15 protein-coding genes are annotated in these 14,824 nt (G+C 60.2%); 6 read left to right on the forward strand and 9 right to left on the reverse strand.

The annotated features are described in order from the left end of the window. The first annotated feature begins 244 nt into the window (after nucleotides 1–244). From J3P92_RS16010 to J3P92_RS16020, 3 genes are all read left to right on the forward strand, one after another. Nucleotides 245–1,333 (forward strand): asparaginase, encoded by a 1,089-nt coding sequence (locus J3P92_RS16010; protein ID WP_434648212.1) that lies wholly within the window; start codon nucleotides 245–247, stop codon nucleotides 1,331–1,333. A 155-nt stretch (nucleotides 1,334–1,488) separates the two neighbouring features. Next, the gene (locus J3P92_RS16015) at nucleotides 1,489–1,788 is read left to right on the forward strand and encodes a DUF1654 domain-containing protein (RefSeq protein ID WP_434606637.1); all 300 of its coding nucleotides are present in this window, start codon (nucleotides 1,489–1,491) and stop codon (nucleotides 1,786–1,788) included. A 5-nt stretch (nucleotides 1,789–1,793) separates the two neighbouring features. Next, nucleotides 1,794–2,483 (forward strand): endonuclease, encoded by a 690-nt coding sequence (locus J3P92_RS16020; RefSeq protein ID WP_434606640.1) that lies wholly within the window; start codon nucleotides 1,794–1,796, stop codon nucleotides 2,481–2,483. Nucleotides 2,484–2,615: 132 nt separating this feature from the next. Here the strand turns inward: J3P92_RS16020 and J3P92_RS16025 are convergent, their stop codons facing one another. Continuing rightward, nucleotides 2,616–2,978, reverse strand: a complete 363-nt coding sequence (locus J3P92_RS16025; protein WP_420765822.1) for an SPOR domain-containing protein — start codon at nucleotides 2,976–2,978, stop codon at nucleotides 2,616–2,618. Between the two features lie 247 nt (nucleotides 2,979–3,225). Between J3P92_RS16025 and csrA the strand changes: the two genes are divergently transcribed. Next, a complete protein-coding gene (csrA, locus tag J3P92_RS16030; RefSeq protein WP_003179932.1) occupies nucleotides 3,226–3,420 on the forward strand; it encodes a carbon storage regulator CsrA in 195 nt (64 codons plus the stop codon). Nucleotides 3,421–3,893: 473 nt separating this feature from the next. Here the strand turns inward: csrA and cysS are convergent, their stop codons facing one another. Next, complete coding sequence (cysS, locus tag J3P92_RS16035; RefSeq protein WP_434648215.1) at nucleotides 3,894–5,276, reverse strand: cysteine--tRNA ligase; 1,383 nt, start codon at nucleotides 5,274–5,276, stop codon at nucleotides 3,894–3,896. 21 nt (nucleotides 5,277–5,297) lie between these two features. After that, nucleotides 5,298–6,995, reverse strand: coding sequence for a glutamine--tRNA ligase/YqeY domain fusion protein (locus J3P92_RS16040; protein WP_434648217.1), 1,698 nt, complete (start codon nucleotides 6,993–6,995; stop codon nucleotides 5,298–5,300). Between the two features lie 248 nt (nucleotides 6,996–7,243). Here J3P92_RS16040 and J3P92_RS16045 point away from each other — a divergent pair, with 248 nt between their 5' ends. Together J3P92_RS16045 and J3P92_RS16050 are read left to right on the forward strand one after the other, a co-directional pair. Continuing rightward, on the forward strand, nucleotides 7,244–7,747 hold the full coding sequence (locus J3P92_RS16045) for a peptidylprolyl isomerase (RefSeq protein WP_420765819.1): 504 nt from the start codon (nucleotides 7,244–7,246) through the stop codon (nucleotides 7,745–7,747). Next, on the forward strand, nucleotides 7,744–8,511 hold the full coding sequence (locus J3P92_RS16050; protein WP_434648220.1) for a UDP-2,3-diacylglucosamine diphosphatase: 768 nt from the start codon (nucleotides 7,744–7,746) through the stop codon (nucleotides 8,509–8,511). The genes J3P92_RS16045 and J3P92_RS16050 overlap by 4 nt, the downstream gene beginning before the upstream one ends. 56 nt (nucleotides 8,512–8,567) lie before the next feature. On the opposite strand, the gene J3P92_RS16055 is transcribed toward J3P92_RS16050, so the two are convergent. The 6 genes from J3P92_RS16055 to J3P92_RS16080 all read right to left on the reverse strand — a co-directional run bounded on the left by J3P92_RS16055 (nucleotide 8,568) and on the right by J3P92_RS16080 (nucleotide 14,798). Then, nucleotides 8,568–9,404: an IS3 family transposase gene (locus tag J3P92_RS16055; RefSeq protein WP_434611567.1), complete on the reverse strand. Its 837-nt coding sequence runs from the start codon at nucleotides 9,402–9,404 to the stop codon at nucleotides 8,568–8,570. Continuing rightward, nucleotides 9,401–9,703 carry a transposase gene (locus J3P92_RS16060; RefSeq protein ID WP_014717988.1) on the reverse strand — a complete coding sequence of 101 codons (303 nt, stop codon included), beginning with the start codon at nucleotides 9,701–9,703 and terminating at the stop codon, nucleotides 9,401–9,403. The genes J3P92_RS16055 and J3P92_RS16060 overlap by 4 nt, the downstream gene beginning before the upstream one ends. A gap of 169 nt (nucleotides 9,704–9,872) precedes the next feature. Further along, nucleotides 9,873–11,402 carry a DHA2 family efflux MFS transporter permease subunit gene (locus J3P92_RS16065; RefSeq protein ID WP_420765817.1) on the reverse strand — a complete coding sequence of 510 codons (1,530 nt, stop codon included), beginning with the start codon at nucleotides 11,400–11,402 and terminating at the stop codon, nucleotides 9,873–9,875. A gap of 244 nt (nucleotides 11,403–11,646) precedes the next feature. Next, nucleotides 11,647–12,843, reverse strand: coding sequence for an efflux RND transporter periplasmic adaptor subunit (locus J3P92_RS16070; protein ID WP_434606653.1), 1,197 nt, complete (start codon nucleotides 12,841–12,843; stop codon nucleotides 11,647–11,649). Nucleotides 12,844–12,858: 15 nt separating this feature from the next. Continuing rightward, nucleotides 12,859–14,328 (reverse strand): efflux transporter outer membrane subunit, encoded by a 1,470-nt coding sequence (locus J3P92_RS16075; protein ID WP_434559685.1) that lies wholly within the window; start codon nucleotides 14,326–14,328, stop codon nucleotides 12,859–12,861. Next, complete coding sequence (locus J3P92_RS16080; RefSeq protein ID WP_434648223.1) at nucleotides 14,325–14,798, reverse strand: MarR family winged helix-turn-helix transcriptional regulator; 474 nt, start codon at nucleotides 14,796–14,798, stop codon at nucleotides 14,325–14,327. The genes J3P92_RS16075 and J3P92_RS16080 overlap by 4 nt, the downstream gene beginning before the upstream one ends. Nucleotides 14,799–14,824: the final 26 nt, after the last annotated feature.

Here is a 14,824-nt window from a genome sequence, read left to right on the forward strand (position 1 = left end):
AACCTTCCTTCAGACCGTTCTGCTCCGGTTAACCGAACAGCAAACAGCTTGATGTTCGGAAATCCGGCCATGCATCCACCGAAGGGGCATCTTCTCAAATACACATCGTTTTGATTTTCAAGGCGTTAGAAGGTAGACCCACGCTTGCGCAGCAGTGGTACGGATCGTGCTCTGAGAGGAGTGCTCTCGGCATTCAGGTCTGCCGGAGCATCTAGATGAATCCTCATGACTAGAGAGAAAAATAATGACATCTGCCTTAAAGACTCTTGTTCCGGGCGCTTTGGCCCTCTTGCTGCTCCTGCCCAGCGCCCTTCAGGCGAAAGAAAACCCGGTTGAGCAAAAGCTCTCCAACGTCGTCATCCTCGCCACGGGCGGCACCATCGCCGGCGCCGGCGCGAGCTCCGCCAACAGCGCCACCTACCAGGCAGCCAAGGTTGGTATCGAACAACTGATCGCCGGCGTACCGGAGCTCAGCCGGTTGGCCAACGTGCGCGGCGAACAGGTGATGCAGATCGCATCGGAGAGCATCACCAACGAAAACCTTTTGCAACTGGGACGCCGTGTCGCCGAGCTGGCCGACAGCGAGGATGTCGACGGCATCGTCATCACCCACGGCACCGACACGCTGGAGGAGACCGCTTATTTCCTGAATCTTGTCGAGAAAACCGACAAACCGATCATTGTCGTCGGCTCGATGCGGCCCGGCACCGCAATGTCTGCCGATGGCATGCTCAATCTCTACAACGCCGTGGCGGTCGCCAGCAGCAAGGAAGCGCGCGGTAAGGGCGTACTGGTGACCATGAACGATGAAATCCAGTCGGGCCGTGATGTGAGCAAGATGATCAACATCAAGACCGAAGCATTCAAAAGCCCGTGGGGCCCGTTGGGCATGGTAGTGGAAGGCAAATCCTACTGGTTCCGCCTGCCGGCCAAGCGCCACACCTCCGGTTCGGAGTTCGACATCAAGACCATCAAGAGCCCGCCGGACGTGGAAATTGCCTACTCCTACGGCAACGTCAGCGACACCGCGTACAAGGCCCTGGCCCAATCCGGCGCCAAGGCGATCATCCACGCCGGCACCGGCAACGGTTCGGTGTCTTCGCGAGTCGTTCCGTCGTTGCAGGCCTTGCGCAAGGAAGGCGTGCAGATCATTCGTTCGTCACACGCCAACGCAGGTGGTTTCGTACTGCGAAACGCCGAACAGCCTGACGACAAATACGACTGGGTCGTAGCCCACGACTTGAATCCTCAAAAGGCCCGTATCCTGGCAATGGTTGCCCTGACCAAGACCCAAGACAGCAAGGAGTTGCAGCGAATTTTCTGGGAATATTGATTTCCCCCGCCCGACCGAGCCCGGTCGGGCACCGCTTTTTTCATCGTCCGCCCCACGGGCCCATTACCAGGTCCGGTAAAAAATCACCTTCGTCCTACATCAAAATGAAAAAAGCGCTGTCAGACGATTTTCTTGAAATTTAAGCAGTTGCGTAAATGCCTACGGTTAAATACTGTATGCACGTACAGCTTAATAAGGATAATCCTGTGGCCATGCCCTCCGCTGCAACTACCCCCTTAGACTCCTATGCACGACTCGGTCTACGGGTCTCGAAGATCATCAACGCGCCCACCGCACAAAATGCCAAGGCCGCTCTGATCTTTCGCCTGCCCGATGAGCCGGTGGAGGAATGGGAACGCCTGCTGGCAGAAATCGACGAGAACGACAACGTCACCCTCGCCTATCGCGACGATGGCGGCGTGCAGGTTTTCTGGGTTGTGCCGAAGGAAGATTGAGCTTGATGAATTTCCGCTGTCTGGTTTTATTGCTCGTCTTCGTTGCCATGGGCGCACAGGCTGGAGCGCCCCGTACCTTCAACGAAGCCAAGAAAGTCGCCTGGAAGCTCTATGCCCCCCAATCCACCGAGTTCTACTGCGGCTGCAAATACACCGGCAACCGCGTGAACCTCGCCGCCTGCGGTTATGTACCCCGCAAAAATGCCAGTCGCGCCGCCCGCATCGAGTGGGAACATATCGTTCCGGCCTGGCATATCGGCCATCAGCGTCAATGCTGGCAACAAGGTGGGCGCAAGAACTGCACTCGCTACGACCCGGTCTACCAACGGGCCGAGGCCGACCTTCACAACCTGGTGCCCAGCATTGGCGAGGTCAATGGCGATCGCAGCAACTTCAGCTTCGGCTGGTTGCCGGTGCAGAAGGGCCAATACGGCTCGTGCCTGACCCAGGTGGACTTCAAGGCCAAAAAAGTCATGCCCCGCCCTTCCATCCGCGGGATGATCGCCAGGACCTATTTCTACATGAGCAAACAATATGGCCTGCGGCTCTCCAAACAGGACCGGCGCCTGTACGAAGCCTGGGACAAGACCTACCCGGTGCAAGCGTGGGAGCGCCAGCGCAACCAGAGCGTGGCATGCGTGATGGGGCGTGGAAACGAATTCGTCGGACCGGTGGACTTGAAGGCCTGCGGCTGACCTGGCCTATACGAACGGCACAGCTCAACTGTGGGAGCGAGCTCGCGACGGCGGTGGACCCGCAACATTGACGCTGACTGGCAACGGCTCTATCGCGAGCAAGCTCGCTCCCACAGGTTTGGTTTTGTCTGATTATCGTGCTGGCGGAAAGTCCACGACCAAGGTCTCAATGTTGCGCTTCTTGGCTCGTACCAGCGCGGCATTGATCTGCTCCTGTTTCGCCTGAGCTTCAGCCTCGGAACCCAACGGCCCGACCAGGACCCGATCCTTGCCATTTTCCCTGACGACACTGGACATGAAGCTGTGCTCGATCAGCCAGCCCGTCAGGTCGCTGACCGCCTGGGGCGTCTGGCCTCGCACCTCGACAGCCCACTGCGGCGCCGCGACTGCCGGCGTGGAGGTCGCCGCCGGCTTCGGCTTGGGTGCTTCGACGTCGCGCCCTTCCCCACATCCCGCCAGCGCCAGTACCGCAATTACCCAAGCCAATTTACGCACAACGATTCCCCCGCAAGACATGAAGCGAGGATTTTAGCATCCAGTTTCGCCGGAAACGCCCTAAACAGTGCGCAAAACACGAGAATCCTCTCCAACGTCTCTGTATAGTCGCACCCTGGGAATTAATGCAGCATCTGCACGTCAGAAAGAGGCACCCACATTGTGACACTTAGCACTAATCTATAAGCAGTACCGACATCTGCACTGTCTGAATCAGGTGCCCTATAAAGCAATCAAGGAGAACACCATGCTGATACTCACCCGCAAAGTCGGTGAAAGCATAAACATTGGTGACGACATCACGATCACCATTCTGGGCGTTAGCGGCCAACAGGTCCGGATCGGCATCAACGCCCCGAAAAACGTTGCGGTGCATCGCGAAGAAATTTATCAGCGCATCCAGGCCGGCCTCACTGCCCCTGACAAACCGCAAACGCCCTGAGCCCTGCCGCAGTCCGCAGCCAGCCCGTTTGCATCGCCGCAATGGCTGGCTAAAGATGCATGCCGACCGAGCCGCACCCTGTCCAATCCCGCCTTGTAAATCCAATCAACCCGGAACCGATACTACTGGCATGCCCCACACCATGGCTGTCAGACGTTTCGTTTTAATGGCGATGAAGCAGGCGCTAGCGCCGGTCAGCCCAAGCGCACGCCACGGGTCATGCCGAAGGTCAGCACCGCCCGGAACTCGAAGGCAAACGCCACCAGATGGGTGGCCGCGACAGATCAACGGAAAGCATGGGAAGGCTCCCGTCAGGGATGTCGAGCGATCGGTCAGAATCAATTGAGATGCAAAAAACTGTGGGAGCGAGCTTGCTCGCGATGGGATGTATCAGTCGACAAAATTTTCGTCTGACACTTCGCCATCGCGAGCTTGCTCGCTCCCACAGTGGGTATTGCGCGTTCTAAGAGATGTTAGTCCGCCAAACGCCAGGTCGTCCCGCCCTTCCCGTCTTCCAGCACCACGCCCATGGCAGTGAGCTGGTCGCGGATGCGGTCGGATTCGGCCCAGTCCTTGTTGGCCCGCGCCGCGAGCCGTGCTTGAATCAGCGCGTCGACCTTGGCAGCGTCGACGCGGCCTTCGGCACCGGCCTGCAGGAAGTCATCGGCTTCGAGCTGCAACACACCCAGAACACTGGCCAGTTCCTTCAAGCGCGCCGCCAAGCCGGCCGCCGCATCGAGATCGCTGTCGCGCAGGCGGTTGATCTCACGCACCATCTCGAACAGCACCGCGCACGCTTCCGGCGTGCCGAAGTCATCGTTCATCACTTCGGTAAACCGTGCCACGAACGCTTCACCACCGGCGGGTGGCACGCTCGGCAGGCCTTTCAACGCATGGTAGAAACGCTCCAGGGCGCCCTTGGCATCCTTGAGGTTATCTTCCGAATAGTTGATGGCGCTGCGGTAGTGGCTCGACACCAGCAGGTAACGCACGACTTCCGGATGGTACTTATCGAGCACGTCGCGGATGGTGAAGAAGTTGTTCAAGGATTTGGACATCTTCTCGCCATTGATGCGAATCATGCCGCAATGCATCCAGGCATTGGCGTAGGTCTTGCCGGTGGCCGCTTCACTCTGGGCGATTTCGTTTTCGTGGTGCGGAAATTCCAGGTCGCTGCCGCCGCCATGAATGTCGAAAGTCTCGCCCAGGCAGCAGGTGGACATCACCGAGCATTCGATGTGCCAGCCCGGACGCCCGGCGCCCCATGGCGACTCCCAGCTCGGCTCGCCCGGCTTGGCGCCTTTCCACAGCACGAAGTCCAGGGGGTCTTCCTTCGACTCGTCGACTTCGATGCGTGCGCCGATGCGCAAATCTTCGATCTTCTTGCGCGACAGTTTGCCGTAGCCCATGAACTTGGCGACGCGGTAGTACACGTCGCCATTTCCCGGTGCGTAGGCATAGCCCTTGTCGATCAAGGTCTGGATCATCGCCAGCATGCCCGGGATGTGATCGGTGGCACGGGGCTCCAGGTCCGGCTTCTGGATATTGAGGCGCGCCTCGTCCTCGTGCATGGCCTTGATCATGCGCTCAGTCAGCGCATCGAACGCTTCACCATTTTCGTTGGCGCGATTGATGATCTTGTCGTCGATGTCGGTGATGTTGCGCACGTAGGTCAGGTCGTAGCCGCTGAAACGCAACCAGCGGGTCACCAGGTCAAAGGCGACCATGCTGCGGCCATGACCCAGGTGGCAATAGTCGTACACGGTCATGCCGCAGACGTACATGCGCACCTTGTTGCCATCCAGCGGCTTGAAGACTTCTTTGCTCTTGGTGAGCGTGTTGTAGATCGTAAGCACAGGGTTTCCCTTAAGACTTGATCACTGACCCCAGGAGTCGCGCAAGGTCACGGTACGGTTGAACACCGGAGCACCGGGTTTCGAGTCCTTGATATCCGCGCAGAAGTAACCTTCGCGCTCGAACTGGAAACGGTCTTCCGGCTGTGCGTTGCCCAGCGAAGGCTCGGCACGACAACCAGTGAGTACTTGCAAGGAGCCAGGGTTGATGTTGTCCAGGAAGCTGGCGCTGTCTTCGGCCTTCTCCGGGTTCGGCGAACGGAACAGGCGATCGTACAGGCGCACTTCGCACTCGACGCTCGCGGCGGCCGGCACCCAGTGGATCACGCCCTTGACCTTGCGACCTTCCGGGTTCTTGCCCAGGGTGTCGGGATCATAGGAGCAACGCAGCTCGACGATATTGCCGTCGGCGTCCTTGATGGCCTCGTCGGCGCGGATCACGTAGCTGCCACGCAGGCGCACTTCGCCGGCAGGCTCCAGGCGCTTGTAGCCTTTGGGCGGCTCTTCCATGAAGTCTTCACGGTCGATGTAGATTTCCCGGCCGAACGGCAAGACGCGTACGCCCATGTCTTCCTTCGGGTGGCACGGCAGTTCGAGGTTCTCGACCTGGCCTTCCGGGTAATTGGTGATGACGACTTTCAGCGGACGCAACACGCACATGGCGCGCGGCGCGCTGTGGTCGAGGTCGTCACGGATGCTGAATTCCAGCATGCCGAAGTCCACCACGCCGTCGGAACGGTTGGTGCCGATCATCTCGCAGAAATTGCGGATCGACTTCGGCGTGTAGCCACGACGGCGGAAGCCCGACAACGTCGACATGCGTGGGTCATCCCAACCGTTGACGTGCTTTTCGTCCACCAGTTGCTTGAGCTTGCGCTTGCTGGTGATGGTGTAGTTCAGGTTCAGGCGGCTGAATTCGTACTGGCGCGGGTTGGCCGGCACCGGCAGGTGCTCCAGGAACCATTCGTACAGCGGACGGTGGCTTTCGAATTCCAGCGTGCAGATCGAGTGCGTGATGCCTTCGATGGCGTCCGACTGGCCGTGGGTGAAGTCATAGTTCGGATAGATGCACCATTTGTCGCCCGTCTGGTGGTGATGGGCATGACGGATGCGGTACATGATCGGGTCGCGCAGGTTCATGTTCGGCGAGGCCATGTCGATCTTGGCGCGCAGCACGCGGGCGCCGTCCGGGAACTCACCGGCGCGCATGCGGGCGAACAAGTCCAGGTTCTCTTCCACTCTGCGGTCGCGGAACGGGCTGTTCTTACCCGGTTCGGTCAGGCTGCCACGGTATTCCTTGGCCTGCTCCGGGGTCAGGTCGCACACGTAGGCGTTGCCGGACTTGATCAGCTCGACCGCCCAGTCATGCAACTGGTCGAAATATTGCGAGGCATAGCGCACTTCGCCCGCCCATTCGAAACCCAGCCACTTGACGTCGCTCTTGATCGCGTCGATGTATTCCTGGTCTTCCTTGGCCGGGTTGGTGTCATCGAAACGCAAGTGCGTGACGCCACCGAACTCCTCGGCGAGGCCGAAGTTCACGCAGATGGATTTGGCGTGACCGATGTGCAGGTAGCCGTTGGGCTCCGGCGGGAAGCGGGTGACGATCTGCGTATGCTTACCCGAATCCAGGTCCGCCTGGATGATCGGGCGCAGGAAGTTGACCGGCACGGCCGGGCCGGTCTTGGAATTCGAGGTAGGGTCGACAGTGGGCTTGCTCATAGGATCCTTGAACATACAAGTGCGCGGCCGGGTGCGGCCTGATAAATCAAAGCCCGTATCATAGCCGATGCTGTCAAGCACCTGACAGGCCGAGCCGGCAAACGATTGAATTTAATCGATGACCCGATGAAAAACAGCCTCGAAATTCGTGCATGGCACGCTAAACTGCCCAACCTGGCGATTGCGGCCAGACCGGTTGCGGGCGCCCGCGCCCCCCAAACCCACGAATTCCTTGAAGAGTAGTAATCATGACCCAAGTCAAACTGACCACCAACCATGGCGACATCGTCCTGGAACTGAACGCCGAAAAGGCACCGATCACCGTTGCCAACTTCGTTGAATACGTCAAGGCCGGCCACTACGAAAACACCGTTTTCCACCGTGTCATCGGCAACTTCATGATCCAGGGCGGTGGTTTCGAACCGGGCATGAAGGAAAAGAAAGACAAGCGCCCAAGCATCCAGAACGAAGCCGACAACGGTCTTTCCAACGACAAATACACCGTCGCCATGGCCCGCACCATGGAGCCGCATTCGGCCTCCGCGCAGTTCTTCATCAACGTGGCCGACAACAGTTTCCTGAACCACAGCGGCAAGAACGTCCAGGGCTGGGGCTATGCGGTATTCGGTAAAGTCACCGCCGGCACCGATGTGGTCGACAAGATCAAAGGCGTGTCCACCACCTCCAAGGCCGGCCATCAGGACGTCCCGGCAGAAGACGTGATCATCGAGAAAGCCGAGATCATTGAGTGATATTGCTGATTTCAGACTTGCATCTGGAAGAGGAGCGCCCGGACATCACCCGGGCGTTTCTGGATCTGCTCGCCACACGCGCCCGTGCGGCGCAAGCGTTGTACATCCTGGGCGACTTTTTCGAAGCCTGGATCGGCGACGATGCCATGACGCCGTTCCAGCGTTCCATCTGCCAGGCCCTGCGCGAATTGAGCGACAGCGGCACGGCCATTTTCCTCATGCACGGCAATCGCGACTTCATGCTCGGGCAGGCGTTCTGCAAAGCGGCTGGCTGCACCTTGCTCAAGGATCCGAGCGTCGTGCAGTTCAACGGTGAACCTGTATTGCTGATGCACGGCGACAGCCTCTGCACGCGGGATATCGGCTACATGAAGCTGCGCCGTTGGCTGCGCAACCCGGTCACGCTGTTCATCCTGCGCCACCTGCCACTGGGCAGCCGCCAGAAACTGGCGCGCAAACTGCGCAGCGAAAGCCGCACGCAGACGCGGATGAAAGCCAACGACATCGTCGACGTCACGCCCGAAGAGATTCCGCTGATCATGCAGCAGTACGGCGTGAAGACCCTGGTCCACGGCCACACCCACCGCCCCGCCATCCATAAGCTGCAACTGGGCGAACACGCAGCGAGACGCATCGTGCTGGGGGATTGGGACAAGCAAGGGTGGGCGTTGCAGGTAGATGAACAAGGGTTTGCGTTGGCGCCGTTCGGGTTTGCCCCGCCGCCACAACTGCCGGCACCCGACGCAATCCCCGATCCAATATAAATTCCCTGTGGGAGCGAGCTTGAACTGGTCAAGTAATCTTGGACACCGATTAAGGTTCACGCCGCCAACCTTTCCTTCGCGACCGGCGACCGGTAGTCGTTGTAGCTGTGAGGCCTGCTGATGTTGTAGCGCGAGACATAGCGCTGCACGTCTGCCCGGGCCTCATGTTCCAGTTTGTAGCCCGTTTCAGGAACCCACTCTGATTTCAAACTACCAAAGAAACGCTCCATGGGGGCGTTGTCCCAGCACTCGCCTTTACGGCTCATACTTTGCCTAAACCCGTGTTTCACAAGCTCGTTTCGGAATTTATGACTGGTGTACTGACAACCTTGGTCTGAATGAAACAACACATCCTGGGGGTGGCCGCGTAGCTCAACCGCCATGCGTAGCGCTTCGCAGGTCAGGTTGGCATCAGAAATCATCGAGAACGACCAACCCACGATCCTCCGAGCGTACAGATCCAGAACGGCGGCGAAGTACATCCACCGCTTGCCGACCTTGATGTAAGTCACGTCGCCACACCACACCTGGTTAACCGCCGTTACATCAAATTTTCGCTTGAGCACGTGCGGCGCCACCAATGCCTCAACGCCCGGCGACTTGTACTTATGGCGCCTGCGCTGACGACTAGCGATGCCAGCTTCGCGCATCAAACTGCGAGCCATATAACGTCCGATACGATGCCCTTTGGCTTTTAGCTCCTTGGACAAAGTACGTGCGCCGGCCGACTCTCTGGACGCCCTGTGGTGCCTGACCAGCGCGGCTTTGAGCTTGTCCCGTTCAGGATTTGCTCTGCCTTGGCGCTGGCGCCAGGCGTAGAAACTACTGCGGTTGATCCCAAACGCCCGGCAACACCTTTTAACGCCGTATTGCTCGTCCAGCTCATCGATCAGCGTGAATGATCTTTGGCGTCCAAAAGCAGGAGAGCACTGGCCTTTTTTAGGATTTCAATGTCCAGGTCTTTCTCCCTGAGTAGGGCTTTGAGCCTCTGGATTTCTCGCTGATCAGCGGTAATCGCCTTGGCCCCTACCGGGGTCGAACCCAGGCGTTCTTTTTGCACTTGATCGACCCAGCGGCGCAGAGCAGTGGGGCCGATATCTAGGCTGGCACAGACCTCGGTAACCGGCTGGCCTTCATCCAGCACCATGCTGGCAGCCTTGAGCTTGAACTCACTCGAATAAGATTTACGCATATCCAAACACCTCAGATTTGGGCGCTATCATAGCGCCCGATTGAAGTGTCCAAAATCATTAGGCCAGTTCAGCTTGCTCGCGATAGCGGTGTATCAGCCAACGAAAATGTTGGGTATGAGTCCGCAATCGCGAGCAAGCTCGCTCCCACATTGAAACTGCATTACCCAGTCAATGCCCTGCCGAAGCAGGCCCCGCCTTCGCCGTGAACGGCGGTTTCGCCAGCCACACCAGCAGGATCAACCCCATGAATGCCCAGCCCAGCAACGTGAAGTAATCCACGGTGGAGAGCATGTACGCCTGGCTGGTGAGGATCTGGTCGAGCTGGGCATAGACCGGCGTGCTCGCCCCGCCGAGCTGGTTGATCGTCTCGCGCGTGGCCGGCTCGAAGGTGCTGATGCTTTCGCTCAGGTACGCGTGGTGTTGGTCGGCCCGACGGATCCAGATCCATGTGGTCAAGGATGCGGCGAAGCTGCCGCCCAGGGTCCGCAGAAACGTCGCCAGCCCCGCGCCATCGGCGATCTGGTGAGGCGGCAGGTCGGACATGAGGATGCTCAAGGTCGGCATGAAAAACAGCGCTACGCCGATGCCCATGAACAACTGCACCAGGGCGATGTGCTGGAAATCCACTTCGTTGGTGAACCCGGCGCGCATGAAGCAACTCAGGCCAATCGCCAGGAAGGCCAGCCCGGCCAACAGGCGCAGGTCGAACTTGTGGGCGTATTTGCCGACGAAGGGCGACATCAACACCGGCAGGATACCGATCGGCGCTACAGCCAGGCCGGCCCATGTGGCCGTATAGCCCATCTGGGTCTGCAGCCATTGCGGCAGGATCAGGTTGATGCCGAAGAAACCGGCGTAACCGCCCACCAGCACAATGGTGCCGATGCGAAAGTTGCGATAGGCGAACAGCCGCAGGTTGACCACCGGGTGGCCGTCAGTCATTTCCCAGATCACGAACACCGCGAGGGCGATCACCGAAATCAGTGCGCCAATGATGATGAAGTTCGACTCGAACCAATCCAGGTCATTGCCCTTGTCGAGAATCACCTGCAACGCGCCGACACCAATGATCAACGTGATCAAGCCGACATAGTCCATCGGCTGGCGGCTGGTGACCACCGGCCGCGCCTTGAGCTGCTGGCGCACGACCATCACCGCGAAGATGCCGATGGGCACGTTGATGAAGAAAATCCAAGGCCAGCTATAGCTGTCGGTGATCCAGCCGCCGAGGATCGGCCCGGCGATCGGCGCCACCACCGTGACCATCGCCAGCAACGCCAGGGCCATGCCACGCCTGGCCGGTGGGTACACGGCGATCAGCAAGGTCTGGGTCATCGGATACAACGGCCCGGCCACCAGCCCTTGAAGCACACGAAAGCCGATCAGCTCGGGCATCGATGTCGAGATTCCGCACAGGAACGAGGCCAGGACGAACAACATCGTTGCCCACAGAAACAGCTTCACCTCGCCAAACCGCCGGCTCAACCAGCCGGTCAATGGCAGCGCGATGGCGTTGCTCACCGCGAACGAAGTGATCACCCAAGTGCCCTGCTCCGAGCTCACGCCCAGGTTGCCGGAAATGGTCGGCAAGGCGACGTTGGCGATGGTGGTGTCGAGCACCTGCATGAACGTCGCCAGCGACAACCCGATGGTGCTGAGCAACAGGCTGGGCGGCGTGAAGGACGCGTTATTGCTCATTGCGAGAATCCTATGAAGCGGTGGTGGTGAAATCGAAGCAAAAACCCGCCAGGACCGTGATGCTGTCACTGTCACTTAAGGCCTTTGACAGACACGTGGCGAGGGAGCTTGCTCCCGCTGGGCCGCGGAGCGGCCCCAAAACCTGTCGAGCACGCAACATCAGACACACCGCTCCCACCGGTTTACGACTGCTTCGCAGCCGAGCGGGAGCAAGCTCCCTCGCCACAGGGTTGGCGGCGCTGCTTCAGCGCTGCGCGGTCTTGCCCGCCGCCGCGCTGTTTTCATGAATCAGGCGCGTGATCATCGCGTCGGCGTCGGCGAGCTGGCGGTCGTAGACCTGGGTGCTGAACGTGGCTTTTTGCGGTGGCTGCTGGGCCAGAACCGGCCCGCTCTGGTCATGCAGGTTGACGTCGACCTGGGTCGACAGCCCCACCCGCAGCGGATGCTTGGCCAACTCTTGGGCATTGATATGAATGCGCACCGGCACCCGCTGGACGATCTTGATCCAGTTGCCGGTGGCGTTCTGTGCCGGCAGCAAGGCGAATGCGCTGCCGGTCCCGGCGCCCAGGCTGTCGACCGTGCCGCTGTACTTCACATCGCTGCCATACAGATCGGTCTCGATGTCCACCGGTTGGCCGATGCGCATGTCGCGCAGTTGGGTTTCCTTGAAGTTGGCGTCGATCCACAACTGGTCCAGCGGGATCACGGCCATCAACGCGGTGCCCGGTTGCACCCGTTGGCCGAGCTGAACGGTGCGTTTGGCGACGTAACCGGTCACTGGCGCGATCAAGGTGCTGCGAGCATTGGTCAAGTACGCCTGGCGCAGTTGCGCGGCGGCCGCTTGCACGTCGGGATGGGACGACACCACGGTGTCATCCACCAAGGCGCTGGTGGTCTTGAGCTGCTGCCGGGCATTGGCCAGGGCGTTCTGCGCCGAGGTCAGGTCATCCCGGGCATGGGACAGTTCTTCCTGGGAAATCGCCCCGCCCGCCGCCAGGTTCTTGCGTCGGTTGTAGTTCTCCTGGGCCTTCTGCACTTCGGCTTCTTGCGCATGGACTTGCGCCTTCATGCCATCGACATTGCTGTACAAGCCGCGCACCTGGCGCACGGTACGGGCCAGGTTGGCCTGGGCACTTTGCAGCGCAACTTCGGCATCGTTCGGGTCGAACTGCACCAGCACCTGGCCTTCGCGCACCAGGTCGCCGTCATCGGCGCCGATGCTTATCACGGTCCCGGTGACCTGCGGGGTGATTTCCACGACGTTGCCGTTGACGTAGGCATCGTCGGTGCTTTCGCTCCAGCGCCCATACAGTTCGTGCCAGGCCCAGACGCCCAGGCCACCGAGAATGACGATCACGGCCAGGGCGAGCAGCATGACCTTGCGTTTGCGTGGGTTGCCGGTGTCCTGTGACGTTTGTTGCGTTGTTTCGGCAGTTGCCATGACAAATACCTCGAATCAGTGAGCCGGCGCGGTGGCGGCCGGTGCGGCCGAAGCCACGGTTTGGGTGTCGAAGCCGCCGCCCAGGGCCTGCATCAGTTGGATCGACAAATCAATCTGCTCGGCATTGAGCGTTGCCAGTTGGCGCTGGGCCTGGAGTAACTGCTGCTCGATGCTCAACACGTCCAGGTAATTGCCGATGCCCGAGCCGTAGCGCTGGACCACGGTGTCATAGGAGTTCTGTGCGATATCCACGGCGTGCTGCTGGGCGCCGATCTGCCGGCCGATGTCACGCAACTGATTGATGGTGTCGCTGACATCGCCAAGTGCCGCGACCAGGCTCTTGTTGTATTGCGCCACCGCCAGGTCGTAGTCGGCGTCCCGGGCGTCCAGGTCCGCCCGCAAACGTCCACCGTCGAAAATCGGCAGCGACACCGTCGGCGCCACGTTGAAGAAGCGACTCGCTGAACCAAACATCGCGTCACCCAGCAACGATTGCACCCCGGCCGCCGCGCTCAGGTTGAGGTTGGGGTAGAAGTTCGTCTTGCCGGCCTCAATGTTCTTGCTAGCCGCCTCCACCCGCCACCGCGCGGCGACCAGGTCCGGACGACGGCCCAGCAACTCGGCCGGCAGGTTCGACGGCAAGGCGACCGCGCTGGCCTGCAACACGTGGGGCCGGGCGATTTCGTTGCCACGATCCGGCCCTTTGCCCAGCAGCACCGCCAAGGCGATCTTGGCGCTTTGCAAACGCTTCTCCGCGTCGATCAATGTGGCATCGGCGCTGGCCTCCAGGCTTTCGGTCTGTTGGAACTGATATTCGCTGTCGATTCCGGCGCTGAGTCGGCGCTTGCCCAGGTCGAGCATTTGACGCGTGCGCTTGAGATCTTCGTTGGCCAGGTCATAAATGATATGGGCCTGGCCCAAGTCGCTGTAGGCCCGGGCCACGTCAGCGGCCAGGGTCAGCTGTGCGGCCTGGCGGTCAATCTCGGCGGCGCGGGCCTGGCCGAGGGCAGCTTCCCAGGCAGCGCGCTGGCCACCCCACAAATCGAAGTCGTAGTTGAAATCCACGCTCAGCGAACGCAAGGTGCTGTAGGCGCCGCCCTGCCCTTGCGGGTCCTGGTCGCGAGCCAGGCGCGAACGGCTCACGCTGCCGCTGGCGTCCAGGGACGGCAGACGCGCGGCATTGGCGGCGTAAGCAGCGGCGCTGGCCTGGTGAACACGGGCGCTGGCGATCTGCATGTCAGGGCTGTCACGCAGCGCTTCGCGGATCAGGCTATCGAGTTGCGGATCGCCGAGGCTCTTCCACCAATCGCTTTTGGGCCACGAGGCCGGCGACAACGTGACGCCAGTCAGCGATTGTCCTGCCTGGAGGCTTTTGGCCTCGAGGCTGACACCTTCGGTATTCAGGCCACTGTAGCTGGCACAACCGGCCAGGCTCATGGCCAATAGCACCAGGCTCAGGCCGGTACGCAAGGTTTGACGCTTCATTTTTCCCCCAATCGCAGGACGGTGAAGGGATCACCGGCGGCGAGCAGTATTTTCTTGAGGATGTTCTCGAGGGTTTGCAGCTCCTCGCGGCTGATGGCACCGGCCAGTTGATTCATGGCGTCGGCCCCGATGAATGGCAGGCGGTCAGCCAGCGCTTGGCCGGCCTCGGTCAACACCAGGCGGACCTGCCGTCGGTCCTGGGCCGAGCGTTGGCGAACCAGAAAGCCCTTCTGCTCCAGGCGGTCGAGCATTCGTGTCATCGAGCCGCTGTCCAGCGACAGGTAACGACACAGCTCCACCGGCGTGTCGATGCCGTGCTGGGCCATGATGATCAACACTTTGAACTGCGCGGCAGTGATGCCGACGGGCTCCATGTGCGTGTCGATGATCCGATCCTTGAGCATCGCGGCACGGCCGAGCAGCATGCCGAGATGGCAATTGTGGAATTCGTCTGGGGTGAAATGCTTCATCTGACCACCTTTTGCTGCCTAGGCAG

It is taken from the genome of Pseudomonas sp. D3-27 (assembly GCF_051132165.1).
In the GTDB taxonomy this organism is placed as follows: domain Bacteria; phylum Pseudomonadota; class Gammaproteobacteria; order Pseudomonadales; family Pseudomonadaceae; genus Aquipseudomonas.